This is a genomic window from Citromicrobium bathyomarinum (assembly GCF_021021475.1).
Lineage (GTDB): Bacteria > Pseudomonadota > Alphaproteobacteria > Sphingomonadales > Sphingomonadaceae > Alteriqipengyuania > Alteriqipengyuania bathyomarina.
The window spans coordinates 51,198-76,352 of record NZ_JAINWL010000003.1 but is presented as its reverse complement, the minus strand read 5'-3'; the positions used below and the strand labels follow the sequence as shown (position 1 = coordinate 76,352).

The 25,155-nt window shown below is 65.9% G+C and carries 20 protein-coding genes; 9 read left to right on the top strand and 11 right to left on the bottom strand.

All coding sequences use genetic code 11. From position 1 onward, the window contains the following. Window positions 1-28: 28 nt before the first annotated feature. Genes K7H93_RS11960 through K7H93_RS11950 form a run of 3 tightly spaced genes read right to left on the bottom strand, consistent with a single transcriptional unit; the run spans window position 29 to window position 5,599 of the window. Window positions 29-1,390 carry an efflux transporter outer membrane subunit gene (locus K7H93_RS11960; RefSeq protein WP_230783823.1) on the bottom strand — a complete coding sequence of 454 codons (1,362 nt, stop codon included), beginning with the start codon at window positions 1,388-1,390 and terminating at the stop codon, window positions 29-31. Then, window positions 1,387-4,518 (bottom strand): efflux RND transporter permease subunit, encoded by a 3,132-nt coding sequence (locus tag K7H93_RS11955; RefSeq protein ID WP_230783822.1) that lies wholly within the window; start codon window positions 4,516-4,518, stop codon window positions 1,387-1,389. Before K7H93_RS11955 ends, K7H93_RS11960 begins: the two co-directional genes overlap by 4 nt. After that, a complete protein-coding gene (locus K7H93_RS11950) occupies window positions 4,508-5,599 on the bottom strand; it encodes an efflux RND transporter periplasmic adaptor subunit (RefSeq protein WP_230783821.1) in 1,092 nt (363 codons plus the stop codon). The genes K7H93_RS11955 and K7H93_RS11950 overlap by 11 nt, the downstream gene beginning before the upstream one ends. A gap of 270 nt (window positions 5,600-5,869) precedes the next feature. On the opposite strand from K7H93_RS11950, the gene K7H93_RS11945 reads away from it, so the two are divergent. Next, entirely contained in the window at window positions 5,870-6,583 is a 714-nt protein-coding gene (locus K7H93_RS11945) for a response regulator transcription factor (RefSeq protein WP_230784147.1), read from the top strand. Between the two features lie 103 nt (window positions 6,584-6,686). Here the strand turns inward: K7H93_RS11945 and K7H93_RS11940 are convergent, their stop codons facing one another. Together K7H93_RS11940 and K7H93_RS11935 are read right to left on the bottom strand one after the other, a co-directional pair. Further along, the gene (locus tag K7H93_RS11940; protein WP_230784146.1) at window positions 6,687-9,476 is read right to left on the bottom strand and encodes a TonB-dependent receptor domain-containing protein; all 2,790 of its coding nucleotides are present in this window, start codon (window positions 9,474-9,476) and stop codon (window positions 6,687-6,689) included. A 134-nt stretch (window positions 9,477-9,610) separates the two neighbouring features. Then, window positions 9,611-11,191: a hypothetical protein gene (locus tag K7H93_RS11935; RefSeq protein WP_230783820.1), complete on the bottom strand. Its 1,581-nt coding sequence runs from the start codon at window positions 11,189-11,191 to the stop codon at window positions 9,611-9,613. 316 nt (window positions 11,192-11,507) lie between these two features. Here K7H93_RS11935 and serS point away from each other — a divergent pair, with 316 nt between their 5' ends. The 3 genes from serS (at window position 11,508) to K7H93_RS11920 (ending at window position 14,873) form a co-directional block, all read left to right on the top strand. Further along, complete coding sequence (gene serS / locus K7H93_RS11930; RefSeq protein ID WP_230783819.1) at window positions 11,508-12,791, top strand: serine--tRNA ligase; 1,284 nt, start codon at window positions 11,508-11,510, stop codon at window positions 12,789-12,791. Window positions 12,792-12,911: 120 nt separating this feature from the next. Next, entirely contained in the window at window positions 12,912-13,673 is a 762-nt protein-coding gene (surE, locus tag K7H93_RS11925) for a 5'/3'-nucleotidase SurE (RefSeq protein WP_054526766.1), read from the top strand. A 66-nt stretch (window positions 13,674-13,739) separates the two neighbouring features. After that, the gene (locus tag K7H93_RS11920) at window positions 13,740-14,873 is read left to right on the top strand and encodes a potassium channel family protein (RefSeq protein WP_010235333.1); all 1,134 of its coding nucleotides are present in this window, start codon (window positions 13,740-13,742) and stop codon (window positions 14,871-14,873) included. A 15-nt stretch (window positions 14,874-14,888) separates the two neighbouring features. Here the strand turns inward: K7H93_RS11920 and K7H93_RS11915 are convergent, their stop codons facing one another. Next, entirely contained in the window at window positions 14,889-15,293 is a 405-nt protein-coding gene (locus K7H93_RS11915; RefSeq protein ID WP_230783818.1) for a DUF1761 domain-containing protein, read from the bottom strand. Window positions 15,294-15,365: 72 nt separating this feature from the next. Here K7H93_RS11915 and rimO point away from each other — a divergent pair, with 72 nt between their 5' ends. The 3 genes from rimO (at window position 15,366) to K7H93_RS11900 (ending at window position 18,569) form a co-directional block, all read left to right on the top strand. Further along, the gene (rimO, locus tag K7H93_RS11910) at window positions 15,366-16,757 is read left to right on the top strand and encodes a 30S ribosomal protein S12 methylthiotransferase RimO (RefSeq protein ID WP_230783817.1); all 1,392 of its coding nucleotides are present in this window, start codon (window positions 15,366-15,368) and stop codon (window positions 16,755-16,757) included. A gap of 46 nt (window positions 16,758-16,803) precedes the next feature. Beyond that, window positions 16,804-17,601 (top strand): transglutaminase-like domain-containing protein, encoded by a 798-nt coding sequence (locus K7H93_RS11905; protein ID WP_230783816.1) that lies wholly within the window; start codon window positions 16,804-16,806, stop codon window positions 17,599-17,601. Between the two features lie 119 nt (window positions 17,602-17,720). Then, window positions 17,721-18,569: a L,D-transpeptidase family protein gene (locus K7H93_RS11900; protein ID WP_230783815.1), complete on the top strand. Its 849-nt coding sequence runs from the start codon at window positions 17,721-17,723 to the stop codon at window positions 18,567-18,569. Between the two features lie 11 nt (window positions 18,570-18,580). Here K7H93_RS11900 and tilS read toward each other — a convergent pair whose 3' ends face one another. From tilS to K7H93_RS11875, 5 genes are all read right to left on the bottom strand, one after another. Then, window positions 18,581-19,492 carry a tRNA lysidine(34) synthetase TilS gene (tilS, locus tag K7H93_RS11895; RefSeq protein ID WP_269060271.1) on the bottom strand — a complete coding sequence of 304 codons (912 nt, stop codon included), beginning with the start codon at window positions 19,490-19,492 and terminating at the stop codon, window positions 18,581-18,583. Between the two features lie 92 nt (window positions 19,493-19,584). Then, window positions 19,585-20,535 carry a tetratricopeptide repeat protein gene (locus tag K7H93_RS11890; protein WP_230783813.1) on the bottom strand — a complete coding sequence of 317 codons (951 nt, stop codon included), beginning with the start codon at window positions 20,533-20,535 and terminating at the stop codon, window positions 19,585-19,587. Window positions 20,536-20,640: 105 nt separating this feature from the next. After that, the gene (locus tag K7H93_RS11885) at window positions 20,641-21,504 is read right to left on the bottom strand and encodes a helix-turn-helix domain-containing protein (protein ID WP_230783812.1); all 864 of its coding nucleotides are present in this window, start codon (window positions 21,502-21,504) and stop codon (window positions 20,641-20,643) included. Window positions 21,505-21,627: 123 nt separating this feature from the next. Further along, window positions 21,628-23,901 carry a phosphoenolpyruvate--protein phosphotransferase gene (gene ptsP / locus K7H93_RS11880; RefSeq protein ID WP_230783811.1) on the bottom strand — a complete coding sequence of 758 codons (2,274 nt, stop codon included), beginning with the start codon at window positions 23,899-23,901 and terminating at the stop codon, window positions 21,628-21,630. Between the two features lie 62 nt (window positions 23,902-23,963). After that, window positions 23,964-24,119 carry a DUF465 domain-containing protein gene (locus K7H93_RS11875; RefSeq protein WP_064506652.1) on the bottom strand — a complete coding sequence of 52 codons (156 nt, stop codon included), beginning with the start codon at window positions 24,117-24,119 and terminating at the stop codon, window positions 23,964-23,966. Between the two features lie 228 nt (window positions 24,120-24,347). Here K7H93_RS11875 and K7H93_RS11870 point away from each other — a divergent pair, with 228 nt between their 5' ends. Together K7H93_RS11870 and K7H93_RS11865 are read left to right on the top strand one after the other, a co-directional pair. Continuing rightward, entirely contained in the window at window positions 24,348-24,545 is a 198-nt protein-coding gene (locus tag K7H93_RS11870; protein ID WP_010235310.1) for a YdcH family protein, read from the top strand. A gap of 147 nt (window positions 24,546-24,692) precedes the next feature. After that, window positions 24,693-25,151, top strand: a complete 459-nt coding sequence (locus tag K7H93_RS11865) for a DUF1465 family protein (protein WP_010235308.1) — start codon at window positions 24,693-24,695, stop codon at window positions 25,149-25,151. The last annotated feature ends 4 nt before the right edge of the window (window positions 25,152-25,155 follow it).

Genomic DNA, 25,155 nt, shown 5'->3' with positions numbered 1-25,155 from the left:
CGATCGTGTCCAGATAGGGTCTCAGTGCCTAACGCAGCCCACCATCCGGCGCGCCAATCGCCGCGTGGAACGATATGAAGGACGTTGCCAGCGCAGCCTGACTGTCGATAAGCGACTGCCGGCTCGCGATCAGCTGGCGTTGGGCATCGAGCACGTCGAACAAGGTCGCCAGGCCTTCGCGGTAAAGCGCGTCCGACTGTTCCAGCGCGGCTTCGCTCTGTTCGATCGCCTCGCTGAGCGCATCGATCCGCTGGCCATTGGCGTCCAGCGCGACGAGCGCATTCTCGACCTCACCCAGCGCTTCGAGAAATGTCAGGCGGTATTCGCCGAAGCGCGCGTCGGCCTCGGCCCGCGCCGCATCCACTTCGGCGCGCCTGCGGCCTCCGTCGAACAGCGGCAGATCGAGCGCGGCGCCGATGCTGGCGATGAATTCGTCGAGGATGCCGCCGATACTGCCATCGCCCAGCGTCACGCTCGCCGGAATGGTCAGCGATGGTCGCAGATCGGCCTGCTCGACCCCGACGATTGCAGAAGCGCGCAGAAGCGCCGCCTCGGCGGCGAGCACGTCGGCCCGGCGGCGGAGCAAGTCCGCAGGAGTGCCCGCTGGCGGCCCGCCAGCATAGTCGGGAATCGTGTGTTGACCCGGTGCAGGCGCCGGAGTGAACAGCCCCGGCGACTGCCCCAGCAGGATCGCCAGACGGTTGGCGGCGCCCGCGCGCGCAATCTCGATCAGGCCGCGCCGCGCGCGCGTCTGCGCGAGGTCGGCCGCCGCGCGGCGCACATCGAGATTGGCGGCCAGCCCCGCCTCGAACCGAAGGGTCACGATCCTGAGCGTGCGTTCCTGCAACTCGGTCGATTGCGCCAGCAGTTCTAGCTGCGCGCCGGTGCGGCGATATTCGATATATTGCGCGGCGATCGCGGCGGCGACGAGCCTGCGCTGGTCGGCGAGGATATACTCCGCCTGCGCATAGTCGGCGGCGGCGGCGCGGATCTGCGCCGAGAGCCGCCCCGAAATATCCGGATCGAACGTGCCCAGCAGGCCGATGCTGGCAGAATCGCTGTCCGAGGTGCCGAGGCCGATCGCCGCGTCTGCTGCTCCGTCGAGGCGCGGCAAGCGATCCGCACGCTCCGCCTGCAGCAGCGCATCCGCCGCGCGCAACCGGTCGCGCGCGATGGCGATGTCGAGATTGGCGGCGAGGCCCTGCTCGACCAGATCGTTGAGCACAGAATCCTCGAACCCCTGCCACCAGTTCTCCGCCACCCCGCTGGGCGGCAAATCTCCCGCATAGGCCTGCGGCGCGATAACCGGGCGGTCGACCGGATAGGGATCGAGCGAGGCACAGGCCGACAGCGCCGTGGCCGCCGACAGGAGAGTGAGGCTGCGGATCATGCGGGCGCCACCGTCATGTCCTCGTCCAGCGAATCGATCTCCTCGCGCAGCTTGTCGAGGTCGACGCTGCGCGGCTGGCCGAAGCGGGCGATGGCGAGATAGAGTACCGGCGTCAGGAACAGCGTGAAGATGCTCGCAATGCCGAGTCCGCCGAAGATTACCCAGCCGATCGACTGGCGTGCCTCGGCCCCCGCTCCGCTGGCAAGGATCAGGGGCAGTGCGCCGATTACCGTCGAGATCAGCGTCATGGTGATCGGACGCAGGCGGATCGCGGCGGCTTCCTCCACCGCTTCGCGCACGCTGCGGCCCTGATGGCGCAGCTGGTCCGCGAACTCGACGATCAGCACCCCGTTCTTGGCCATAAGGCCGATCAGCATCACCAGCCCGATCTGCGAATAGATGTTGAGCGATACGCCCGACAGGAACAGCGCGAACACAGCTGCCGCCAGCGCAAAGGGCACTGTGAGCAGCACCACAAGCGCGCTCGTGAGGCTTTCGAACTGCGCGACCAGCACCAGGAACACGATGGCAAGGGCAAAGCCATAGGTCAGCGCCAGCGCGTTGGAGCTTTCCTCAAGGCTTTCCGCATCGCCTTGCAGCAGCATGTCGATATCCTCGGCCACCGTCTCTTCGGCCAGTCGCTCAATCTCGTCGACCGCGTCGCGCAGGGGAGTGCCCGCCGCGATGTCGGCATCGACCTCGATCGCACGGCGCTGTTCGGTCCGGTCGAGTTCGGCGGCAATCCCCTCCTCGACGATCGTGGTAAGCGCCGACAGCGGCACCAGAGTGTTGCCGCCCGCCGCACCGCCCGATCCGCGAACATAGAGATTGCGCAGGTCGTTGGGGTTGGTCACGCTGACCGCCTGCGCGGTAAGGAAGATCGGCACCGCCTGATCGCCTACGTTCAAATCGACCAGTTCCTCTCCGCCAACCATCGCCCGCAGCGTCTGCGACAGGTCGTCGAGATCGACGCCCAGGTCCGACGCGCGCTGGCGATCGATCCGGACCGAAAGCTGCGGTTGGGTCGGCTGATAGGAAATTTCGGCGTTCGAGAGGATGTCCGATTGCGTGTCGATCGCGGTCGCCAGCGCATCGGCGCTTGCGTAGATCCGGTCGTACTCGGGGCCGGTCAGCGCAACCTCCAGCCCTTCGCCCCCGCCGCCGAAGCTGAGCGTACCTCGGCCGCGGGCGCTGGTGCGCGATCCGGGGATCTCCGCCAGCGGGCCGTTCAATTCTTCCACGATCTCGGTCTGGCTGCGGTCCCGCTCGCCCCAGTCGGCCAGCTGCGCGGTCACCCGCACCCTGTTGGGATCGTAGCGACCGACAATGGAAAAGGTGCTCTCGATCTCGCCGCTGTCGAAATAAGGCTGGAGCACCTGCTCGATCTCGTCCAGCTCGCGGTCCATGAAGGCGAGGCCGACGCCGTCGGGGCCCGTCGCGTCGACCGTGACGACCCCGCGATCCTCGTCCGGCACCAGTTCGTTATCGAGCTGGGTATAGAGGAACCCCGCGAGCCCCGCGACCAGGACCGAGCCGATGATCGTCGCACGCGGCGCGTCGAGCGCGCGCTTCAAGAGGCGGTCATAGCGCCCGGTGACGGCGGTGCCGAAGCGCGACAGGCGGCTCTTGCTCGCTTCATCGCCGTCCGCTTCATCACTGGTCAGATCGAACTTCGCGGCGAGCGCGGGCACCAGCGACAGCGCGACGAAGCTGGACAGGATCACCGCAACTGCCAGCACGAAGCCGAATTCACGGAACAGCCGCCCGGTCTCCGACGGCAGAAAGCTGATCGGCACGAAGACCGAGACGAGCACGGCGGTGGTCGCAACGACGGCAAAGAACACCTGCCGCGTGCCGACGACCGCCGCAGCGCGCCTGCCAAGACCCTTGTTCTGCAACCTCTGGCAGTTCTCCAGCACCACGATCGCGTCGTCGACGATCAGCCCCGTTGCCAGCACCAGCGCTAACAGGGTGAGCAGGTTGATCGAAAAGCCCATCAGCCAGATGCCCGCGATCACGCCGACCAGTGCGACGGGAATGGTCGTGCTGGGGACCATCGTGGGCCGCCACGCGCGGAAGAAGATCAGCATGGTCGCGACCACGACCAAAATCGTGAATCCGAGCGTGATCAGCACCTCGCGCACCGAAATGCGGATGAACTCGGCGTCGTCGGACACGATCTGGACCTCGACATCGTCGAACCGCCGGTTGACCCGCTCAACAGCATGCCGGATCGAGTCTGAAATCTCGATCGTGTTGGAACTGGCCTGCCGCACCACGCCCAGGCCGATGATCGGCCGCCCGTCCAGCCGCACGAAATTGCTGGCATTGGCGGGCGCGAAGCCGGCCTGCGCGACGTCGCCGATGCGCACATTGCCGCTGACGATCACATTCTCGATCCGCTCGGGCTCGGTCGCGCTGGCATCGGCGCGCACGACGAGGCTCTGCGCGTCGGAGCGGAACGAGCCGACCGGCACATCGAACGGCGCATTCTCCAGCGCATCGGCAACATCGGTCAGCGTCAGGCCGAAGCGGTTGAGGCGCAGCGGATCGACCGCGACGCGCATCTGCCGCTCGCGCGCGCCGAACGGGTCGATGCTGGCCACGCCCTCGGCAGTCAGCAGTTCGGGAATGATGTCGTTGTCGACCAGCCGGGTCAGTTCGGCCTGGTCGTAGGCGTCGCTCAGCACCGCGAGCGTCATGATCGGCTGCGCGTCCTGATCGGCCTTCACCACCGTCACCTGCTCGACCCGCTCGGGCAGGTCGCGCTGAGTCCGGCTGACCGCCTCGCGCACGTCGGTTGCCGCAGTGTCGAGGTCGACGCCGGGGTTGAACTCGACCCGGATGCGCGAATTGTTCTCCTCGCTCGACGAGCTGATCTGGCGCACGCCCGAAACGCGCGCGACCGCATCTTCAAGGATGCTGGTAACCTCGGCGTCCATCGTTTCGGGTGCGGCGCCGGGCAGGCTGGCGGTGACCGAGACGATCGGCCGGTCGACATTGGGCAGCTCGCGCACCTCCACACCGATCAGCGCGGCGATCCCCGCGATCACGATCAGCAGATTGAGCACACCGATCAGCAGCGGTCGCTTGACCGCCAGCATGGGCAGGTCGAACCTAGTCGTCATCGCTGCCGCGCGTCGGGGCCTGCTCGACGCGGACATCCTGTTCGGCCTGGCGTGCCTGGCGGACGAGGCGGATCTCCTGCCCGTCGCGCACCTTCTGTACGCCTTCCACGATCACCCGGTCGTTGCGGGCGATCCGCCCGTCGACGAACACCCGGCCATCGCGGCGCGAGGTAATGGTGACGGGCACGCGCACCGCCTTGCCCTCGCGCACGAGGAACAGGTGCGATCCCTCCCCACCCCACACGATCGCCTCTTCGGGCACGGCGGCGCGCATCGTGCCGCGCTGGGTGAACTGGACGCGGAAGCTCATTCCGGGGCGCAGCCTGTCGTCGCGATTGGGGATGGCGGTGCGCACGATGAAATCGCGGCTGTCCTGCGAAACCCGGTTGTCGGTCGCGACCACCTCTGCCTCGATCGTGCGTCCGGGTTCGGAGAATGGCGTCACCTCCACCGTGTCGCCCGGGCTCAGGTTCGCGAAGACCTCTTCGGGCGCGGGGAAATCGACATAGAGCGTGCCGCGCTGGTCGATCTGCGTGATCGGGGTAGAGTCGTTGACGCGGTCACCCGCATCGACGTCGGTCAGTCCAACATGGCCGGAGAACGGCGCGCGCACCGTGCGATCGGCGAGCGCTGTCTGCGCCTGGCGCAATTGCACACGCGCCGCGGCGAGCGCAGTTTCGCCCGCCTCAATCTGACTTTCGGAGATGGCACCCGTGTCCTCGATCCGGCGATAGCGGCCCAGCAGCTGGCTCGCCTCGCGCACCGAGACCTGCGCCGCTTCGACATCCAGCCGTTCCGCCCGGTCGTCCAGCTGCAGCAGCGGCGCGCCTTGCCGCACGTAGTCGCCGGCGCTGAACAGCACGCGGGTGACGCGGCCCGCGGTCTCAGGAAAAAGCTCGGCAGAAGTTGCCGCGCGGGCCGTGCCGATGGCTTCCACCTGCGACATCTCGGGAACAAAGCGCACCTCCTGCGCAACGACCGGCACTTCCTCGGCCGTTCGCTCGTCCTCCGCACCGGCGCAGGCAGCGAGCAGCAGGCCGATGCTGACGAGGACGAATATTCTGAGATCAAGCCGGGGCATCGCCTTCCTGTCTATGGGAGTAGGTGTGTCGGCGAAAGGCTTTTCGGGTTCGCGGCCCTGCTTCCAACGCCGGACACGGCACAGGGTGCGAAAGAGCCGATTCGAAACGGCTCGAATTGAACGTGGTTCTTTGCGCCCGGTAGGTAAGCACGTTCCGGCGCCCTTGCCGCGCTGCCCGCAAGCTTGCAGATGTGGCGGGTCGCGATGGCTCGCGTAGATGGATCGGCCCCTTTTCGCACGGGTCTGAAGTCGTCACGAACCGGTCACATGATGACGGCACGGCTGCGCGGCGAAGAGGTCGATCCAGCCATGCGCAAGGTCAATATCCTGCTGACCGGGGAACTGCCCGGCCCCAGCCCGCAGAGTGCGGCGGGGGAGATGTTCGATTTCCAGAAGATCGGCCCTGGCGGCCCGTCCGCGCTGGTCGACGGGCCGACCTGGATATTCGTCGACTGGATCATGCCCGAAATCTCCGGGCTGGAAATGGTCCGCCGCCTGCGCGCCGACGATCGGCTGGCCGATGCCCACATCACCATCGTGCTGGAGCAGGACGACGACGAGGATCGCCGCCGGGCGATCAAGGCGGGTGCCGATGATTACGTGGTCGGCCCGCTCGATCGCAACGGCGTGCTCGACCGCATTTTGACGCTGCAATCGCAGCATGGAATCCAGCGCTCACCGCCGCGCACGCGGGTCGGCCTGCTGGAAGTCGTTCCCGCCGCGCAGCAGGCGCGGTGGGATGGCACGCCGCTGAAGCTCAGCCCGAACGAGTTCCGCCTGTTGCGCTTCCTCGTCGAACATCGCGACGAGGTGCTCTCCCGCCAGCGGATCATCGAAGGGCTCGGCAAGCTGGAGCCACCGATCGACGAACGCACGGTCGATGTGTGGATCGGGCGGCTGCGGCGGGCATTCCGGGCAGCGGATGGGCCCGAGGCGATCCGGACGGTGCGCAAGCAGGGCTACGCGTTCGATCTGGAAGGCTGACGTCGGATCGTCGCAGGACCGCGAGCTTTCACTCCAGCACTCAAAAAGAAAAGGCCCGCGGGATCGCCGCGGGCCTTTTCGGTCTTGATGCCTGAAGGTCGGATCAGAACTCGGCGGAGAGCGACAGCGCGAAGCTCTGGCCGACCTGATAGCTGTTCACATCGACCCGGCCGCTGTCATTGGCGACGTATTCGTAATTGTCCGTCCCCGTGAGGTTGCGCGCCTCGAACTTCAGTTCCAGCGGCACACCGCCCAGCTCGACACCCTGCCGGATCACGAGGTCGAGCCTGGCGCCCGGCTTCTCGATCACGTCGGGCAGCCCGCCTGCGTTCTGGCCCAGCCGGCTGGTCACGCGGTTGCTGGCGTAGGAGAACAGCAGCGTCACCTGGCTCAGCCGGTCGATATCCTCGAACCCGACCTGGATGTTGGCGAGATGATCGGACTGGCCGGTCAGCGGATCGCCATCGCGGAACAGCGAGGTCGCATCGCGCGGGCTCGCCCCCACTCCGGTGATGAAGATGAAGGTCTGATCACCCGGTTTCACCTGAATCTGGGACTGGGTGTAGGTGTAGTTCGCGATCAGCAGAGCGCGCTTGCTTTCGAAGAAGCCGCCCAGATCGTAGAGGTCGTAGTTCCACACCAGCTCGGCCTCGGCCCCGTACAGCTCTGCCTTGGGAGCATTGGCGAAACTGGTCGACTGCGAGTTGTCGGTGAACTGCGAGAACGCCTCGATCGGGTTGTCGATCGACTTGTAGAAGCCCGCCAGCGAGACGCGGCTGCCCTGCCCGAAATAGTATTCGCCGCGCACTTCCGCGTTGAACAGCGTGCTGTCCTGCAAGGCAGGGTTACCCACGAAGGAGCGCAGGCTTTCCGGATCGGTATATTCCTGCAGCAGCAGTTCGCGGAACTGGGGACGGGCGATCGTCTTCGACGCGCTCGCACGCAGCTGCAGCCCATTGTCGAACTCGTAGGTGATCGTGGCCGAAGGCAGCCAGTAGCTGTTCTCGATCGCGGTCACCGCGCCGAGGTTGGGCTGGTTGGTGAAGACCTGCGCCGGGGCGACGGTCTGCTTGCCATCCTCATAGCGCACGCCCGCATCGATGGTCAGCCCCTCGATCGGCGTCAGATTGCCCTTCAGATAGCCGGCCATCACCTTCAGCCGGGCGTCGAACGCAGGCGTATCCTCGGTCAGTTCGCGCAGATCGACCGGCGCGGACACTCCCGGCCCAGCGAAGCCGGGCACGTTAGAAGCCTCGATGATCGCGGGTGCGATCAGCAGGTCCGGACGCAGCAGCGCGATGCCGTTGGGGAAGTTGCTCGGCGCGGTGAACTGGAACGCACGGCGTTCCGAATAGCGCTGCGTGTCGGTGTAGGCGGCGCCGGCGGTCAGCGACAGCACATCGGGCATCACCGGAACGGTCAGGTCGCCGCCGCCGTAATAGACCTTCTCGGTCAGGTCGGAGAACGCGACCGCCGCCTGGCCGCCGGGCAGGTTGTTGTCGAGCGGGTTGACGAAATAATCGCCGAACGGATCGTTCGGGTTGTTCGTCCGGACATAGTCGAAGCGATATTCGTACGGGCTCTCGCGATCGGTCTGGGCATAGCCGCCACGCAGGTCGAGCGAGATGTCGTTGCCGAGCTGGAATTCGCCGACCACCTGCGAATCGATCAGCTGGCGTTCGAACCAGCCGTTCTGCTGGATCAGCTTGTCGAACCCGTCATCGCCCGAACCGACGATGATCCGCCCCTGGCTGAGCGACGCCTGCTTGAGCACGTCGCGAATATACACGTTGGTCCAGCGGATCTTCTGATCGCCATATTCCAGCCCGAAGCCGAGCAGCCCGTTGAGCAGGATGCGGTTATCGGTCACGAAGCGGCGGAAGTCGTCGGCCGGGGTCACGGTTTCCTGGCGCACCGGCGTCTGGCTGAGGACGTTGCGGTTGCGCAGCGAGTTGCTCAGGTTGGCGGTCGCGATGATGCCCAGTTCCGCGTCGTCGCCGACGAAGAAGCTGGTTCCGCCGGTCAGGCCGCCCGACATGTTGGGGCGCAGCTTGTCGGCCTTCTGGAGCACAATCAGGTTGGGCACGGAGAGTGTGCTGGCAATCGTCTGACGATCCGCCAGAGGCAGCTCTTCAAGCTCGACCGTGCCATCGAGATAGGCCTGCAGCGCGGGCTGCGGATCGCGGCGACCGCCGTCGAAGCCGTACCAGTCCATATCGCTGCCGTAGTACAGCAACCCGTTCTCGAAGGTGGTTTCGGTGTCGCCACTGACGCCGAGGCTGACCTTGAGGAAGCTTTCGTCGGGGATCGCCTGCGTGGTCAGGTTGATCACGCCGCCACCGAATTCGCCGGGGAAGTTCGCAGAATAGGTCTTCTGGACCAGCGAGGAGGCGATGATGTCGGTCGGAAAGATGTCGAGCGGGACGACGCGGCTCAGCGGCTCGGGCGACGGCAGCGGAAGGCCGTTGAGCAGCGCGAGCGAATAGCGGTCGCCAAGGCCGCGCACGAAGACGCGGCCATTGCCGGTGTTGGAAAGGCCTGTGACACGGCTCAGAGCGCCGGCGATATCCCCTTCACCGGTGCGCGCGATGTCTTCCGTGCTGAGTACCGAGACAACCTGGCTGGATCCGCGCGTGATGTCGCGCGGGCCACGGCGGCCGGTCACGGTGATCACGTTGCCGCCGGGAACGGAGACGTCGATCTCGCCCTCGCCTTCCTGCACGGCATCGTTTTCGTCTGGGTTGATGGGCTCCTCAGCGGGCGTCTCGACCGCGGGCTGGGCAGCCGCGTTGCCGGACTGGGCCGTACCCGTGCCTTGAGCGAATGCGACACCCGGGAAGGTGAGCGCGGTGGAGAGCAATAGCAGCCCTGCCAACTGCTTGCCGGTGGACATGGTATGAGACCCCCTCATGCTAAGGTCTTGAAAGACTGGTGCACCCGGGCCGCAATGGCCGGGGCGTCATCGAAAAATCGAGCAAGGGAGGTGCCCGGCGCACCAGCGCCCGGCCCCTCCTCCTGTTGGCTCGATCAGATCTGCGGCAGCGTGTCGCAGCTGCCGGTATTGTTCAGACCCAGCGTCACCGTCGCCGAGTTACAGGTCCAGCCTTCGGCCCAGTTCGCCGCTTCGCTCGGCACGGCGCCGATGTAGCTGCGGCCGGTCGGGAAGAAGCTCGACACGGCGTTCGCATCGAAGATCGGGTTGTAGGTGTTTTCCGCGCTGCCGTTGATGAACGGAGCACCGGTGGTGATCCCGGTCAGGCGGGCAAGCGTGTTGGTGAAGGCCTTGGTGTTGGCCGCGCCGGCATCGAAGCGCGCTTCGACCTGCGCCGCGGTCGAGCCGCTGCCGCCACGGAAGTTGGTCGCGCACTGCAGCGCCACCGAGTTGAACACCACCGGGCCCGATTCGTCGTTGGCACCTGCCGCACGATCGACCGATGCTCCCTGCACGTTCAGACAGCCGCCATTGGTGCCCAGGCGATCCCAGACCAGCGAGTTGAACAGCGAGAAGTCCGAGCTGCCGCGGATACGAATGCCGCGGTCGCCGGTCGCACTCTGGACCACCATGGTGGCGTTGTTCACACGCACATTGGTCCGCGGGGCGGCTTCTTCGTTGCCGTCCGAATCCTGCTCGATCGCAGTATCCGACGCGGTCGGGCGCTGCACGATCAGCACCTGGTCGAACAGGCCCTTGAGGCCGGTATCCGTGTCGAGCGAGTCGTCTTCCGCACCGATGATCGCGAGGCGCGACGCGCGCACGCTGCCGCCGAAGAACTCGGCACCATCGTCAGAGCTGTTGTAGCTCTGAATGTTGTTGATGACCGTGCCCGAACCGATACCGCCGGTGGTCAGCGACTGGAGCTCGTCACCATTGGAAAGAGCAAAGCCCGAGAAGCGGATCTGGACGTAGCTGAGCGTGCCCGAGCTGTCGTTGCTCTGCGCGCCGCCATAGAGGATCTGGTTGGTCGCGCCTTCCACACGGCGTTCGCAGGTGCCCGCCGCTTCCGAACCGACGAAGCAATCGACGACCGGCGCGCGGCCCGACAGGATGATCCCGCCCCACTGGCCCGAGGTGTCGGTGCTGGTGCTGCCTTCCACGTTCTGGCGGCTGGTGAAGATGATCGGCTTGGCTGCCGTGCCGACCGCGTTCAGCTTATTACCGCGATTGACGTTGAGGAAGTCGTTACCCGACGCGAAGATGATCACGCCCGGTTCGATGTCGAGCGTCACGGCAGTGTTGGTCGAGCCGAAGCCCTGGTCGACGCCGACGTCGGTCTGGCCGTTGAGTTCATAGAGCGTGCCGGCAACCCGCGGCAGGGTCGACGATGCCGTGAAGCTCTCGGGCAGACGGCAACGGCGATAGGTGCCGGTCGGGCCGGAGATCGTGCCGAGGTCGAGCAGCTGCGTCGGGTTGGCGATCTGCGGGCAGCTGGCCGCCGGGGTTGCCAGCGTGCTGGTCGGCGTCGGAGCCGGTGCCGGGGCCGGCGTGGGGGCCGGGTTGTTGATCGTCACATTGCCGCCCGTGCCGGGCGAGACGATTTCATCGGCACCACAGCCGGCAAGAGCCAGCGCGCTACAACCGATTACGAGCGAGCGATGGAGATTTTTCACAGCGAGCGGTCCCCTCAAAAAACCGAAGATTCGAATATGTGGACGCGAATAGTGATCGCGAGAGGGGCGCTAGAGACGCGACGTGACACTTTCGGGGAGCATTTGTGACCGTTCGGTTTCACGGACGCATACGCGTTACCCTGGGCCATTTAGGTCACAGTTTCGATCGGCTGGAGGCACCCGAGCGTCTTCGTCTGCCTTGAATCGGTGGGCCGATGCCGCATCCAGCTTCCGAATCGCTCCGGTGCCCTCAAACAGGGATCGCTGACCAACTTGATACTGGCCAAGCGCGGTCAGGCTCGTATAGGCGCGAGCCATGCACGACATCGCCACCATCCGCCGCGAGCCCGAAGCTTTCGACGCCGCGCTCGCCCGTCGCGGGGCAGAGCCGGTCACCGCGCGTCTGCTCGACCTCGACACCCGCCGCCGCACCGTCCTAACCGAATTGCAGGACGCGCAGAACCGCCGCAACGCCGCCTCCAAGGCGATCGGCCAGGCAATGGGCAGCGGCAATACAGACGAAGCCGAGCGGCTGAAGGCCGAGGTGACCGAGCTCAAGGCGACCACCCTGCCCCGGCTGGAGGAAGACGCGCGCGTGCTCGGCGCCGAGATGGACGACATGCTCGCCGCGATTCCCAACCTCCCCGCCGACGACGTGCCCGAGGGCGCGGGCGAGGAAGAGAACGTCGAGCTGTCGACTTGGGGCGAGAAGCGCGAGTTCGACTTCGAGCCGCGCGAACATGCCGATATCGGCCCGATGCTGGGCCTCGATTTCGAGATCGGTGCCAATATCGCCGGCGCACGCTTCACCTTCCTGCGCGGCGGCGTCGCCCGGCTGCACCGCGCGCTCGGCCAGTTCATGCTCGACCGGCAGACGACCGAAAACGGCTATCTTGAATGCAACCCGCCGCTGCTCGTGCGCGACGATGCGGTGTTCGGCACCGGGCAATTGCCCAAGTTCGCCGACGACCTGTTCCACACCACCGACGGCCGCTGGCTGATCCCCACCGCCGAAGTCAGCCTGACCAATGCGGTGCGCGGGCACATCATCGAGGAAGCGCATCTGCCGCTACGGATGACCGCGCTGACCCCATGCTTCCGTTCCGAAGCGGGCGCGGCGGGCAAGGATACGCGCGGCTTCATCCGCCAGCACCAGTTCGAAAAGGTCGAGCTGGTCAGCATCGTGCGCGCCGAAGACAGCGAGGCCGAGCATGAGCGGATGACGCAGTGTGCCGAAGGCGTGCTGCAGGCGCTCGGCCTGCCCTATCGCAAGATGCTGCTGTGCACCGGCGACATGGGCTTCGGCGCGCGCAAGACCTACGATCTGGAAGTGTGGCTGCCCGGCCAGGGTGCCTATCGCGAGATTTCAAGCTGCTCCAACGTGGGCGATTTCCAGGCCCGCCGGATGAGCGCGCGCTATCGCCCGGAAAGCGGCGACAAGAAGACCGAGTTCGTCCACACGCTCAACGGATCGGGCCTCGCCGTGGGCCGCACGCTGGTGGCGGTGCTGGAGAACTACCAGAACGAAGACGGCAGCATCGACGTGCCCGAAGCGCTGCATCCCTACATGGGCGGTCTGACGCGGATCAGCCCGGAGTAATCTTAGTCGTCACCCTGAACTTGTTTCAGGGTCCAGTTCTCATCTGCGCTGAAGTTCGCAGCGGAAGGGAACCTGGATGCTGAAACGAGTTCGGCATGACGAATTAGAGAAGGAATACAGATGAAAATCCTCCTCACCAACGACGATGGCATCCACGCCCCCGGCCTCGAAGTGCTGGAGGAGATCGCCCGTGCTTTCTCCGACGACATCTGGATCTGCGCCCCGGATGAAGAGCAGTCGGGGATGGGCCACGCCCTCACCCTCACCCGCCCCGTCCGCCTGCGCAAGCATGGCGAGCGGCGCTATTCCGTCACTGGCACCCCGACCGACGCGGTCACCATGGGTCTGCGGCAGGTGATGGACGGCCCGCCCGATGTGATCCTCTCCGGCGTCAATCGCGGGGCGAACCTGGCCGACGACATCACCTATTCGGGCACCGTGTCCGCCGCGATCGAGGGTGCGCTGGCGGGCATCCGCTCGATCGCACTAAGCCAGGTGACCAGCAAGGAAGGCGCGGCGACCGATGACACCTTCGAGGCCGCGCGCGCCTGGGGCGAGAAGGTGATGGGCCCGCTGCTCGACACGCCGCTGCCCAAGCGCACGCTGGTCAATGTCAACTTCCCCGCCCTGCCCGCCGATCAGATCAGGGGCATCCGCGCGGTCCGTCAGGGCTTCCACGACTATTCGCGGGGCACCGTGGTCGAGGGGCGCGACCCGCGCGGCTTCAAATATTACTGGTTCGGCCTGCAGGCGATCGAGCACACGCTGGACCACGGCACCGATCTGGAAGCGATCAACGAAGGCTTCGTCTCGGTCACCCCGCTGCAGCTCGATCTGACGCACCACGCCTCGCTCGGCGAGCTGGGCGAGCGTTACGGCTGACGCGATTCGGTTGCCGCGCGCGCAGCACGAGTCTAACCCTTCGTTTCCAATGAGAAAGCATCAGCCTTGAGCAGCGACCGGGGGAAACGGGGACGCCAGCAGGTCGAACGGGTCGGCAGCGGTGCGAGCGCACGCGAGGTACGCGGCCCGCGCTTCCAGCCGCTGCGGCGCGCGGTGAAGGTGCCCGTATGGGGCGACCTGTCGATCCGGCTGGGGCTGGCGCTGGGCCTCATCTTCCTGGTGGTGATGATCCACTGGTGGGACCGCGAGGGGCTGGTCGACAATCTGGATGGCGAGGTCAGCTTCCTCGACGTCGTTTATTTCACGATGATCTCGATCACCACGACCGGGTTCGGCGACATCGCGCCGATTACCGACCGCGCGCGGCTGGTGGAGGCGGTGATCGTGACCCCGGTACGCTTCGCCGTGCTCTTCATTTTCGTCGGCACCGCCTACAACTTCCTCATTCAGCGCAGCTGGGAGAAATTCCGCATGAACCGCATTCAGGAGCAATTGTCCGACCACATCGTGGTGCTCGGCTACGGCGTGTCGGGTTCGGAATCGGTTGCCGAACTGATCGATCGCGGGGTCGAGCCGGAATGCATCGTCGTGATCGACCCTAGCGAGGAACGCCTGGCCGATGCCGAAGCGCTGGGCTGCAACATCATGGCCGCCGACGCGACGCGGGACGAAACGCTCAAGGCGGTCAAGATCGACCGCGCGCAGAGCGTGCTTGTCTCGGCCGGGCGCGACGACACCTCGATCCTGATCGTACTGACCGTGCGCGCGCTCGCGCCTGCGGTGCCGATCAGCGTGGTGGTGCGCGCGTCGGACAACGAGAGCCTCGCGCGGCAGGCCGGGGCCAACAACGTCATCAACCCGGTCCACTTCACCGGGCTGCTGCTGGCGGGCAGCGTCAAGGGCGCGCATATCGCGGATTATCTCGCCGATCTGGCCTCCGTCGCAGGGAGGGTCCAGCTGGTCGAGCGCCCGGTCACCGCAGAGGAATGCGGCTGTGCGATCTCCGCACTGAAGACCGGCGGCCGCGGACTCAGGATCTATCGCAATGGCGAGGCGCTGGGCTTCTGGGAAGACGAGTGCCAGAACCTGCAGGCGGGCGATATCGTGGTCGAGATCGTGCCGACGGTCGAAGGTGAGAAACGCGGCGACGGGCACAACGGCGAAGCGCGCCCGCAATAGCGTGACGCAGCGTGGTCAGCGCAGCGCCACGAACACCGCGCCCATCGCCGCCATTGCGGTGACGAAGAAGCCCGCGTCGATTGCGAACACCCGCCACGGGGCGTTGAGATAGAGATAGCGAATACCCACTGCGGGCACCATCAGCATCAGGCCGTAACCGACCGAGATCATCATCATCGCGCGCACCGACGGGCTCGACATCGCGAACTGGTGTGCCAACGTCAGCGAAATCAGCAACGCGAAGGCAAAGGTCAGGCCGAACACCAGCCACAGCGGCCGGTCTCCGCTGAACCCCTCATCCTCGCCGCGTCCGATCGCGCGCTTCCAGATCTTCCCGAACAGCACGCCGTACCAGACCATCCCGACGACGAAGAACGCGCCTGCGCCAAGGACGATATTCAGCAGGTCGATCTGGCCCATTTGCAGCCTCCATAGGTGTTCGACACGCCACCTAGCGCAAAGCGTCACTTGGGTGTAGAGGCGCGCGCAATCATGGCAACAACCACCACCTCGATCCCCGACCCCAAGAAGGTCGGCATGGTCAGCCTCGGCTGCCCCAAGGCGCTCGTCGATTCCGAGCGCATCCTCACCCGCCTGCGGGCCGATGGCTACGCGATGAGCGCCGATTATGCCGGTGCGGACATCGTGCTGGTCAACACCTGCGGCTTTCTTGATTCCGCCAAGGAAGAGAGCCTGCAGGCGATCGGCGAAGCGATTGCCGAGAATGGCCGCGTGATCGTGACCGGCTGCATGGGCGAGGAAGCCGACGCAATCCGCGCCGCGCATCCGCAGGTGCTCGCGGTGACCGGCGCGCACCAGTACGAACAGGTGGTAGAGGCGGTGCACACGCATGCGCCGCCGAGCCAGGGACCATATGTCGACCTGATTCCGCAGGCCGTGCCCGACGATGCCGGGATCAAGCTGACCCCGCGCCACTACAGCTATCTCAAGATTTCGGAGGGCTGCAACCACTCCTGCGCCTTCTGCATCATCCCCGACCTGCGCGGAAAACTCGCCAGCCGGCGGATCGACGCGGTGCTGCGCGAGGCGGAAAAGCTGGTCGCGGCGGGCACCAAGGAACTGCTGGTCATCAGTCAGGACACATCGGCCTACGGCGTCGACACGCGGCACGAAACGCGTGAGTGGAAAGGCCACGAAGTCCGCGCGCACATGACCGATCTGGCGCGCGAGCTCGGCCAGCTACGGACCGATCAGGGCACCCCGCCGTGGGTGCGGCTGCACTACGTGTACCCCTACCCCCATGTCGATCAGGTCATCCCGCTGATGGCCGAAGGGCTGCTGACGCCCTATCTCGACATCCCCTTCCAGCACGCTGCGCCGTCTGTCCTCAAGCGCATGAAGCGCCCGGCGAACGAGGCCAAGGTGCTCGAGCGGCTGAAGGGCTGGCGCGAGATCTGCCCCGACATTGCCGTGCGCTCCAGCTTCGTCGTCGGCTTCCCGGGCGAGACCGAGGAGGACTTCGAGTACCTTCTCGACTGGCTGGAAGAGGCACAGCTCGACCGTGTTGGCGCGTTCCGGTTCGAGCCGGTCGAAGGCGCGGCAGCCAATGCCCTGCCCGATCCGGTGCCCGAAGCGGTCAAGGAAGAACGCTACGCCCGGATCATGGAAGCGACCGCGCGGATCAGCGCTGCGAAGCTTCAGGCCAAGATCGGTCGCGCGCTGCCCGTGATCATCGACGAGGTCGGCGAACCGGACGAGGACGGCGATATCGGCGCTACGGGCCGGAGCCAGGCCGACGCGCCGGAGATCGACGGCAACGTGTTCCTGCGCGATGTCTCCGCCAACCTCGCCCCCGGCGATATCGTGGAGGTGAAAGTGGAAGACGCGGACGAGCACGATCTGTTCGGTGTCCCGAACGAATAAAGACGATCCCGCCCGGCACTTTACGCTGGCGAGGCGTTGATCGGGTATGGCCATTTCCATCCGATCGAGCTTCGCCTTCACCACGCAGGCCCCCACCGACGCGCTGATGCAGTTCGCGGTCGCCGATATTCCCGAGCAGCATCTGCTGAACTGCCGGACCGATCTGACCGACGCGGACAGCTGCACGCGGATCCCGGCGCAGGAGGATATCGGCGAGCGTGTATGGGCCCGCGCCGATGGGCGGTTCGAGGTTCATCACGAAGCAGAGGTAGAGATTCGCCGCCAGATCGCCGCGCTCGACCAGCTCGAACAGCTGCGCCCGAGCGAGATGCCCGCCGCGCCGGTCAAATACCTGTTCGATTCCCGCTATTGCCTTGCCGACAAGTTCCAGAGCTTCGTCGGAGCCGAGTTCGGCGGCACCGAAGGCGGCGCGCGGGTCGAGGCGATCCGCAGCTGGGTGGCGGACAAATTCACCTACACGCCGGGCAGTTCGGATGCGAACACCACCGCGCTCGACAGCTTCGTCGAACGGCGCGGGATCTGCCGCGACTACGCGCACATGGTGGTCACGCTGGCCCGTGCGAGCGTGATCCCTGCGCGGTTCGTCGCCTGCTACGCACCCGACGTGACGCCGCCCGATTTCCACGCGGTGGCCGAGGTGTTCCTGAAAGACCCGGGCAGCGATGCAGGCGGGACCTGGCAGCTGGTCGATGCGACGGGCATGGGAACGGCGGAAGACATCGTGAAGATCGGCGTGGGCCGCGATGCCGCCGATGTCAGCTTTCTCACCACATTCGGCATGGTCGAACTGTGCGAAAAGAAGGTCGAGGTAAGCCGCAGCTAGCGGGCAGCGGCGAGATTTTCCGCAGCGCGTTAACTTTTGTCCGCTATAGAGTCCCTTGCCGATACGCGGTGGCGCAACCCGCTGGGATTTGCCGCGCGCGCGAGGCAGGAAAGACCACTATGACCAAGGCACTTCTCTGGATCGGCGGAGCAACGCTCGCAACCGTGCTGCTGTTCGGCGGCGCGGCGATCGGTACGCGCATGATGTATGCCGATACAGCCGGAAACACCGCGGCTATCGAGCCGAATATCGAGGACGCGATTCCCGTCGATCCCTCCAAGTTCGACGAGGACGGGAACGCGCTTAGCGACAGCGAGCCGTTCGATCCCGAAACCGTAACCGATGCAAGCCTGAGCGACGAAACCGTCGCAGGCGACGGAACGGATGAAGACGCCGGGCTCGACGCCGAGGACCATGACGGAGAGGTGATCTACGACGCGCGCAGCGGTGCGAGCGGTGCAAGCCGCAGCGTCGCCCGCTCAGCCCCGTCGCGGGCCTCGCGCTCGGAACCGATGGTGGTCAAGCGCGTGCTGCCGATCAAGGGCCCGATCAAGTACGGCGAATGGCACTGGGATACCAAAGGCGTCCCAGCTGGGCCGATCGTGATCACGGTCGATCTGGACGCCCGGGTCATCTCGGTCTTCCGCGGCGGTTACGAGATCGGCGCGGCGGCAGTGCTGGTCGGCACGCAGGAGCACCCGACCCCGCTCGGCGTCTTCCCGATCCGCTACAAGATGCGCGACAACGTGTCGGAAAAGTACAACAACGCGCCGATGCCCTATTCGATGTTCCTGACCAGTGACGGCGTTGCGCTGCACGGCTCGCAGGTCGAAAACGGCTATGCCAGCCACGGCTGCATCGGCCTGCCCAACGAATTCGCGGCCAAGGTGTTCGCGGTGGCGAAGAAGGGCGACAAGGTCGTCATCACCCGGGGCGAGATGCTCAAGATGGGCGAGCCGATCCTTTAATACGCAACGGCTTACACCCTGCGCGGGGGCTCTTTTTCGAATTTGACGCTGTCGCTGGTCGTGTTGGGGCCGGTTTTCACCCATTCCCGCTTGGCGAGCACACCGCCGAGAGACGCATTTTCCCGGGTGCGCAGCCGGTCCACCATGCGGGCAATCTCGGACCTGCGCACCTCGGTCCCGCCAAGCCGCTCGAGAATCCGCTCGACCACCCCGATTTCCACCAGTCGGGGATAGCCCATGCAGAAATAGCAGGCACCATCGCGCCAGATCAGCCGGTTCGCAATGCTCGACACATAGTCCTCGACCGCGTTCTCTGCCTCGGCGAGATGGCGCGCGGAGCGGGCCATCGCCAGCGGATCGAGCCAGTCAGCCTCGGCGATCGCCTTGCGCATGCGGACGCGGTCGAACGCATCGTCGGAATTGGAAGGGTCGTCGACAGCCTCGATCCCCGCTGCCCGCACCACCGCCGCGAGTTCCTCGCGCCGCCAGCCGAGCAGTGGCCGAACGAGCACCATTTCCGCGATGATACCTTCGGGAAAGAAGACCGACCAGGGCCGCACGCCTGCGAGCCCCGCCAGCCCGCTACCCCGGTTGAGGCGCATCAGCAGGGTTTCAGCCTGATCGTCGGCATGATGCGCGGTGGCGAAAACCGACGCGCCGACCTGCTCGAAATGGCAGCCGAGCGCCTCGTAGCGTGCGGCGCGCGCGTTGGCCTGCAGGTTGCCGGGGTCGACTTTCACCCGCAGCGTAGCATGCGGAATTCCCAACCCCTCGCACACCCGCGCGACGAACGCCGCTTCGCTCGCGCTTTCGGGGCGCAGGCCGTGATCGACCGTCGCCGCCCTCACCCGCCCCGGCATCGCCGCATTGGCGAGCAACAGCAGCGCAAGACTGTCCGGTCCGCCCGATACGGCGATCCCCAGCGAAACCCCTGCGAGATCGGGATCGTCGGGCCAGACCTGCGCGAGGTCGGCACGGAACCGCTCGATCAGCGCAGGGTCGGGCGGCCTGCCTGTCAGGAGCAGCTCACCTTGCGACGGCTGGCCTGGTACTGATCGCTCAACCGACCGGTCGCGAGCGCGGGGTAGGTTTCGCTGAACTCGGCCAGCGCGATGCAGGCGCGGTTGGTATCGCCCAGTTCGATCATCGATTCGGCGAGATAGAGCAGGCTGTCCGGCGCACGTGCCGCGTCGTTATCGGCCTGATAGTTCTTTAGGAACCACGGAGCCGCCTCGCGCGCCTGCCCATTGTCGAGGAACGCGCGGCCCAGCAGGTTGCGACCATAAGTGGTCCGCCAGTGGTCCGGATATTTCTCGACGAAGGCGGCGAGCGCCTGCTGCGCTTCGGGGTAGAAGCCCGCTTCCCACAGGCGGAAGCCGTAGGAATAGTCGTCGTCACCCGCATCGTCGGTCTGCGGCTTGGCGATCGCGCGGACCGCTGCCAGTCGCTCCGCGCTCGGCCCGGTGGCCGCAGCAGGCGTTGGCGTAGGCGTGGTTGCAGCCGGCCGGGTGGTGGTGGTGGCCGCAGTGCCCGTGTTCGACGCGCCGGCATTCCCGGCAGGCAGCAGCGCAGCGGGGGCGCCACCGGTGGCGGTCGCGTTTTCGAGCACGGCGAGCCGCTGTTCGATCCCCGTTTGCGTGTTGGTCGCGACCTCTACCTGACGGGTGAGCGACTGGATCGATGCTTCGAGCGCATCGAGACGGGCAAGAATATCGGTCACTGCCGTGGTCTGGGTGCTGGCATTGGGGCCGCTGTTCGCAGGGCCGGAAATCTCGGGTTCGAAATAGCGGCCATCGCCGCCCGGGAAGACCCGCCGCTGGAGCGCGCGAATCTCCGCCTCAAGCTTGCGGATGCGCGAGGAATCGTTGTCCTGCGCCATGGCGGGCACGCCGCTCGTCAACAAAAGCCCTGCCAGCGCGCCGTAGATCGCGAGCCGTTTCCTTGCGGGTGCCTTGGCCAAAATCATCGAATCCCTCTCTGTGTCCATCGGGCGATGGTGCGCGGCACGGCACGAACCGGGCCTGAACCATCGCCCCCCAATTTTTCTCACCAGTGGTGCCAGCGCTCAGCGCTACGCGCCACCCGGGCCACCTTGCGCGGCGGGATCGGCTGCGGCAGTCCCGGGAAGGCCGACGCCATCCCGGGCGAGCAGCGCTTTCGCATTCACCGGCACATCGCTGACCACGGCATCATTCTCTGCAAGGCGCGGTACGCTCTTCCCGCCCACGGTAATCGTGAAGGCATCCGGGCGTCCGGTGCGGACCTGCGGATCGCTCGCCGTGTCGGGCACGGTGTAGCTCTCGCCCTTGCCCATCAGGCTTTCCATCAGCACGTTGGATTCATCGCCGTCGTAGAAGCGCACCCACATGCCGTCTTGGGTGGAGGTGAACACGACCGGCCCCTCGACCGCAGCGGCGCGAGCGACGCTCTGCGTAGCAGCGGCCTGCGCCTGCTGCTCCGCCTCGGTGCGCTGCTCTTCTGCCGCGAGCAGTGAATCCGCCTCGGACTCGGGGGCGAAGAAGCTGCGCGAAAAGGCGAAAACGCCGATCAGCAGCACGATCCCTGCGATGATCGATGCGATCACCAGCCCGCGCGAAGGCAGTCGCGTAGGGTCTTCCGTCTGCATCGTGCCGTCGCGCAGCCGCTCCGCCGGGTCTTCGATCCCCAGCTGTTCGCGCACGTCGTTGACGATTTCCTCGTCGTTCAGCCCGACCGCTTTGGCGTAGCTGCGCGAAAAGCCAATCGCGTAGGTCCGCCCCGGAAGGACGGCGAAATCGCCATCCTCGATCGTTTCCAGATGCCGCTTGGGAATGCGGGTGGCGGACGCGACGTCCTCCACACTCATTCCCTTGGCCTCTCGCGCGGCACGCAGCCGCTCACCCGGAGCGGTCGGCTCCGAATTGTCTATTTCAAAAGTGGCTTCGTCTTCTGCCATATCCCATCCTTGGCGCGCCCCAGCTGCCCCCGGTTGCCACGCGCCCGGTCTAGCGGCCTTCGTGCGCGAAGCCAACGCCCGGATGGCATGATTTCCGGGCCTTTTCTCGCAAGCGAGACACGGTCAGTCGGTTTCGATCCCGCGCTCCTGCGCCCACTGCGTGATTGCCGCGCGGGTATCGGCGGGCGGCTGGGCGGTCAGCTGGGCCATGAAAGCCCCGATTTCGGCGAGGTCGATCTGGCGGATCAGCTCCTTGATCGGGCCGACGGAGACCGGCGTGATCGACAGTCGGCGATAGCCCAGCCCCAGCAGCGCAAGCGCCTCCAGCCGGCGACCGCCCATCTCGCCGCACAGGCCCAGCGTCACCTGGTGGCCGGTGGTCGCATCGACGATCCGCTTGAGAAAGCGCAGGATCGACGGGCTCAACCAGTCGTATCGCGCCGCAAGCTTGGGGTTCGCGCGATCGGCGGCGAACAGGAACTGGGTCAGGTCGTTGGTCCCGACGGAGAGGAACGAGACCTTGGGCACCAGCATGTCGAGCACTTCGACCAGCGAAGGCACCTCGATCATCGCCCCGTACTGGATCTCCTCGGGCGGCCTGATCCGCTTGTGCTTGCGAAGAAACTCGCGCTGTTCCTCGAACACCTTGCGCGCCGCGTCGAACTCCCACGGTTCCGAGACCATCGGGAACATCACCCTGAGCGTGCGCCCGCCCGACGCTTCGATCAGCGCACGCGCCTGCGCCTTGAACAGGCCTTCGCGTTCCAACGCGAGCCGCAGCGCGCGCCAGCCCATCGCCGGGTTCTCGTCCTGCAGGCCGCTGTCGCTGGACACATAGGGGACCGCCTTGTCGCCGCCGATATCGACCGTGCGGAACACCACCGGCTTGTCGCCCGCGGCGTCGAGCACATCCTTGTAGAAGCGCGTCTGCTTTTCCCGCCCCGGAAGAGTCGCCGCGACGAGGAACTGGAACTCGGTGCGAAACAGCCCGATCCCGTCCGCACCGACCAGCGACAGCGTGGTCAGGTCATCGCGCAGGCCGGCATTCATCATCACCTGAATGCGGGTGCCGCAGCGGGTAAACGGCTCGACATCGCGCAGCTCGGCATAGGCTGCGCGGCGTTCCTTGGATTTTGCGAAGCGCGCCTCGAACGCTTCCACGATCGTCGGCTGAGCACGCGCATGGGCGACCCCTGCGTCCGCATCCAGCAATATGTGATCGCCCTCGCCGATCATGCCGCGCAGACCGCGCACGCGGCCCAGCACCGGGATGCCCATCGCGCGGGCGACGATCACCACATGCGAGGTCAGAGAACCCTCTTCCAGAATCACGCCCTTGAGCCGCCGCCGGTCGTATTCGAGCAGTTCGGCAGGCCCCAGGTTGCGAGCGATGAGGATGGTATCGTTCTTGAGGCCGGTGGTCGCAGCCGTGCCCATCTGACCCGCGACGATACGCAGCAGGCGGTTCGACAGATCCTCCAGATCGTGCATCCGGTCCGCGAGCAGCGGATCGTCGATCTCGCGCATCCGCATCCGGGTGCGTTGCTGAACGCGCTCGATCGCGGCCTCGGCAGTAAGGCCTGCGTCGATCGCTTCGTTGATCCGGCGGCTCCACCCTTCGTCGTAGGCGAACGCCTTGTAGGCGGCGAGCACCTCGTCGGTCTCTCCGCCTGCGCCGAATTCGGCCTGCTGGCCCATCTGGTCGATCTGTTCGCGCATCCGCTCGAACGCGCGATAGACCCGCTGGCGCTCGAACTCGGTATCCTCGGCAACGACCTTGTCGATCGTGATGCGCGGCTGGTGATAGACGGCGGTGCCGCTGGCGAGCCCCTTGACCAGCGCCAGCCCCGCAAGCTGCGCCGGGCCGCTGCGTTCGGGCGCGGCCTCATCTGCCGAGCGTTCGTCGATCAGCTCGGCGTTCACGATCAGCTCGCTCAGCACCATCGCGGTGGTCTGCAGCGCCTCGATCTCGACATCCTCGTACCGGCGCGGATCGACATGCTGGACGTTGAGCGCACCCACCGCCCGTTCGCGATAGACGATCGGAACGCCTGCGAAGCTGGAGAATTTCTCCTCGCCCGTTTCGGGGCGGTACTGGAAGTCGGGATGCGCCTTGGCCTGCGCGAGGTTCAGCGTCTCGCCGTTCGCGACCAGCGTGCCGGTCAGCCCCTCGCCCACCGTCATCCGGGTGACGTGGACCGCCGACTGGTTCAGCCCGCGAGTGGCAAACAGTTCGAGCATGCCCGAGCGCAGGAGGTAGATCGAGCAGACCTCGCTATCGAGCGCCTCGCCCACCAGTTCCACCGTGCGGTCGAGTTTTTCCTGCGCGGACAGGCGCGTCGCCATCAACGCATGGAGGCCGGTGAGGATCTGTCGCGCCGCGGCTGTCGCTTTCATATGCAAGCGACTAGCCTATTGCGGCGCGCAGGGGAAATGGTTGACCGTTTTTTAGATCGCGGTCAGCTGCCACCCATCTCCTGTTTGAGTTGCAGCTTCTGTTTCTTGAGGGTTCGGATCGTCGCATCATCGGGCGCGGCTTTGCGCATTTCCTCGGCAATCGCCTCGTCGAGCGTGGCATGCTTGGTTTTGAGGGCGGTGATGTGCGAAGCGTTCATATGCCTCTTCTCCTTGGTCATCGAAGCTGCTCGCCGGGGGACGAGCATCCGCGAATGGCGGGGAAAAAGGCCCTCGCGATCGCTTGGGCCTGCCCGCCATCGCAATCGGATAAAACCACACAATCGCATTCCTGCGAAGGGGTGTTATGAGGCAATGCGATTAAACCGGCGTTGCGTGCGTCGGATCGCCTGCCGACTACCACTTGTCGACCATGAGGAACGTCTCGCGTGACCGAAGCGGAATTGCGCAAACGGCTCGAACAATTGCGGATCGAGCATCGCGACCTCGACGCGGCGATTGCTGCGCTGTCGGCAATGGAATCGCCCGATCAATTGCAGATCGCCCGGCTCAAGAAGCGCAAACTGCAACTGCGCGACCGGATGGCGGCGATCGAGGACGAGCTTATCCCCGACATCATCGCCTGAGCGCTTGCGCCGGACGCGCGCCAGTTTGCCTGGGCGCGCAAGATTCCTGCGGGAGATATGCACATCTACGTTGCACCCGCCCCTTCGCGGGACAGGCTGGTGCGGGCCACTTATCGCAGCAGCCCGAACGGCTTAGGCGACACCCTCATGCAGCACACGGTCGATATCACCGCTCTGATCATCGAGGAACTCTACTGCGAGGCCAACGTGCTCGCCGATGAGGTGCGTACGGCCTTCGTCCCCGCGGCGACCGAGCTGATGCCGATCGACCTGCCGCTGCGGCGCGCACTCGAATGCGAGGGGCTCAAGGCGACCACCCGGATCATGCATGTGCTCGCCTGGCTGCTCAATCACCGCGCCTTCCTCGCCGGGCAGATGAGCGACCTGCAATGGGAACGGCACACCCAGCTGCCGCCCGACCGTGCGCCGAGCGCGGAACTGATGGACATGCTCGACCTGTCGACGAGAGCGCTGGTCGCCCAGACGCAGCGTCTGCATGCCCGGGTCGCGCGGATCGATGCGGAATATCGCATGGCGCGCAGCAATAGCCAGCCCTCCTGCGGCCAGTTGCACGAGCGACTCGAGCGTCAGTTCGCGCAAGGCTAGCCGC

Excerpts from the sequence above, each read along its gene's own strand:
- K7H93_RS11960 (WP_230783823.1), bottom strand. The coding sequence starts at position 1,390 with ATGATCCGCAGCCTCACTCTCCTGTCGGCGGCCACGGCGCTGTCGGCC.
- K7H93_RS11955 (WP_230783822.1), bottom strand. The coding sequence starts at position 4,518 with ATGACGACTAGGTTCGACCTGCCCATGCTGGCGGTCAAGCGACCGCTG.
- K7H93_RS11950 (WP_230783821.1), bottom strand. The coding sequence starts at position 5,599 with ATGCCCCGGCTTGATCTCAGAATATTCGTCCTCGTCAGCATCGGCCTG.
- K7H93_RS11945 (WP_230784147.1), top strand. The coding sequence starts at position 5,870 with ATGACGGCACGGCTGCGCGGCGAAGAGGTCGATCCAGCCATGCGCAAG.
- K7H93_RS11940 (WP_230784146.1), bottom strand. The coding sequence starts at position 9,476 with ATGTCCACCGGCAAGCAGTTGGCAGGGCTGCTATTGCTCTCCACCGCG.
- serS (WP_230783819.1), top strand. The coding sequence starts at position 11,508 with ATGCACGACATCGCCACCATCCGCCGCGAGCCCGAAGCTTTCGACGCC.
- surE (WP_054526766.1), top strand. The coding sequence starts at position 12,912 with ATGAAAATCCTCCTCACCAACGACGATGGCATCCACGCCCCCGGCCTC.
- K7H93_RS11915 (WP_230783818.1), bottom strand. The coding sequence starts at position 15,293 with ATGGGCCAGATCGACCTGCTGAATATCGTCCTTGGCGCAGGCGCGTTC.
- rimO (WP_230783817.1), top strand. The coding sequence starts at position 15,366 with ATGGCAACAACCACCACCTCGATCCCCGACCCCAAGAAGGTCGGCATG.
- K7H93_RS11905 (WP_230783816.1), top strand. The coding sequence starts at position 16,804 with ATGGCCATTTCCATCCGATCGAGCTTCGCCTTCACCACGCAGGCCCCC.
- K7H93_RS11900 (WP_230783815.1), top strand. The coding sequence starts at position 17,721 with ATGACCAAGGCACTTCTCTGGATCGGCGGAGCAACGCTCGCAACCGTG.
- K7H93_RS11890 (WP_230783813.1), bottom strand. The coding sequence starts at position 20,535 with ATGATTTTGGCCAAGGCACCCGCAAGGAAACGGCTCGCGATCTACGGC.
- K7H93_RS11885 (WP_230783812.1), bottom strand. The coding sequence starts at position 21,504 with ATGGCAGAAGACGAAGCCACTTTTGAAATAGACAATTCGGAGCCGACC.
- ptsP (WP_230783811.1), bottom strand. The coding sequence starts at position 23,901 with ATGAAAGCGACAGCCGCGGCGCGACAGATCCTCACCGGCCTCCATGCG.
- K7H93_RS11875 (WP_064506652.1), bottom strand. The coding sequence starts at position 24,119 with ATGAACGCTTCGCACATCACCGCCCTCAAAACCAAGCATGCCACGCTC.
- K7H93_RS11865 (WP_010235308.1), top strand. The coding sequence starts at position 24,693 with ATGCAGCACACGGTCGATATCACCGCTCTGATCATCGAGGAACTCTAC.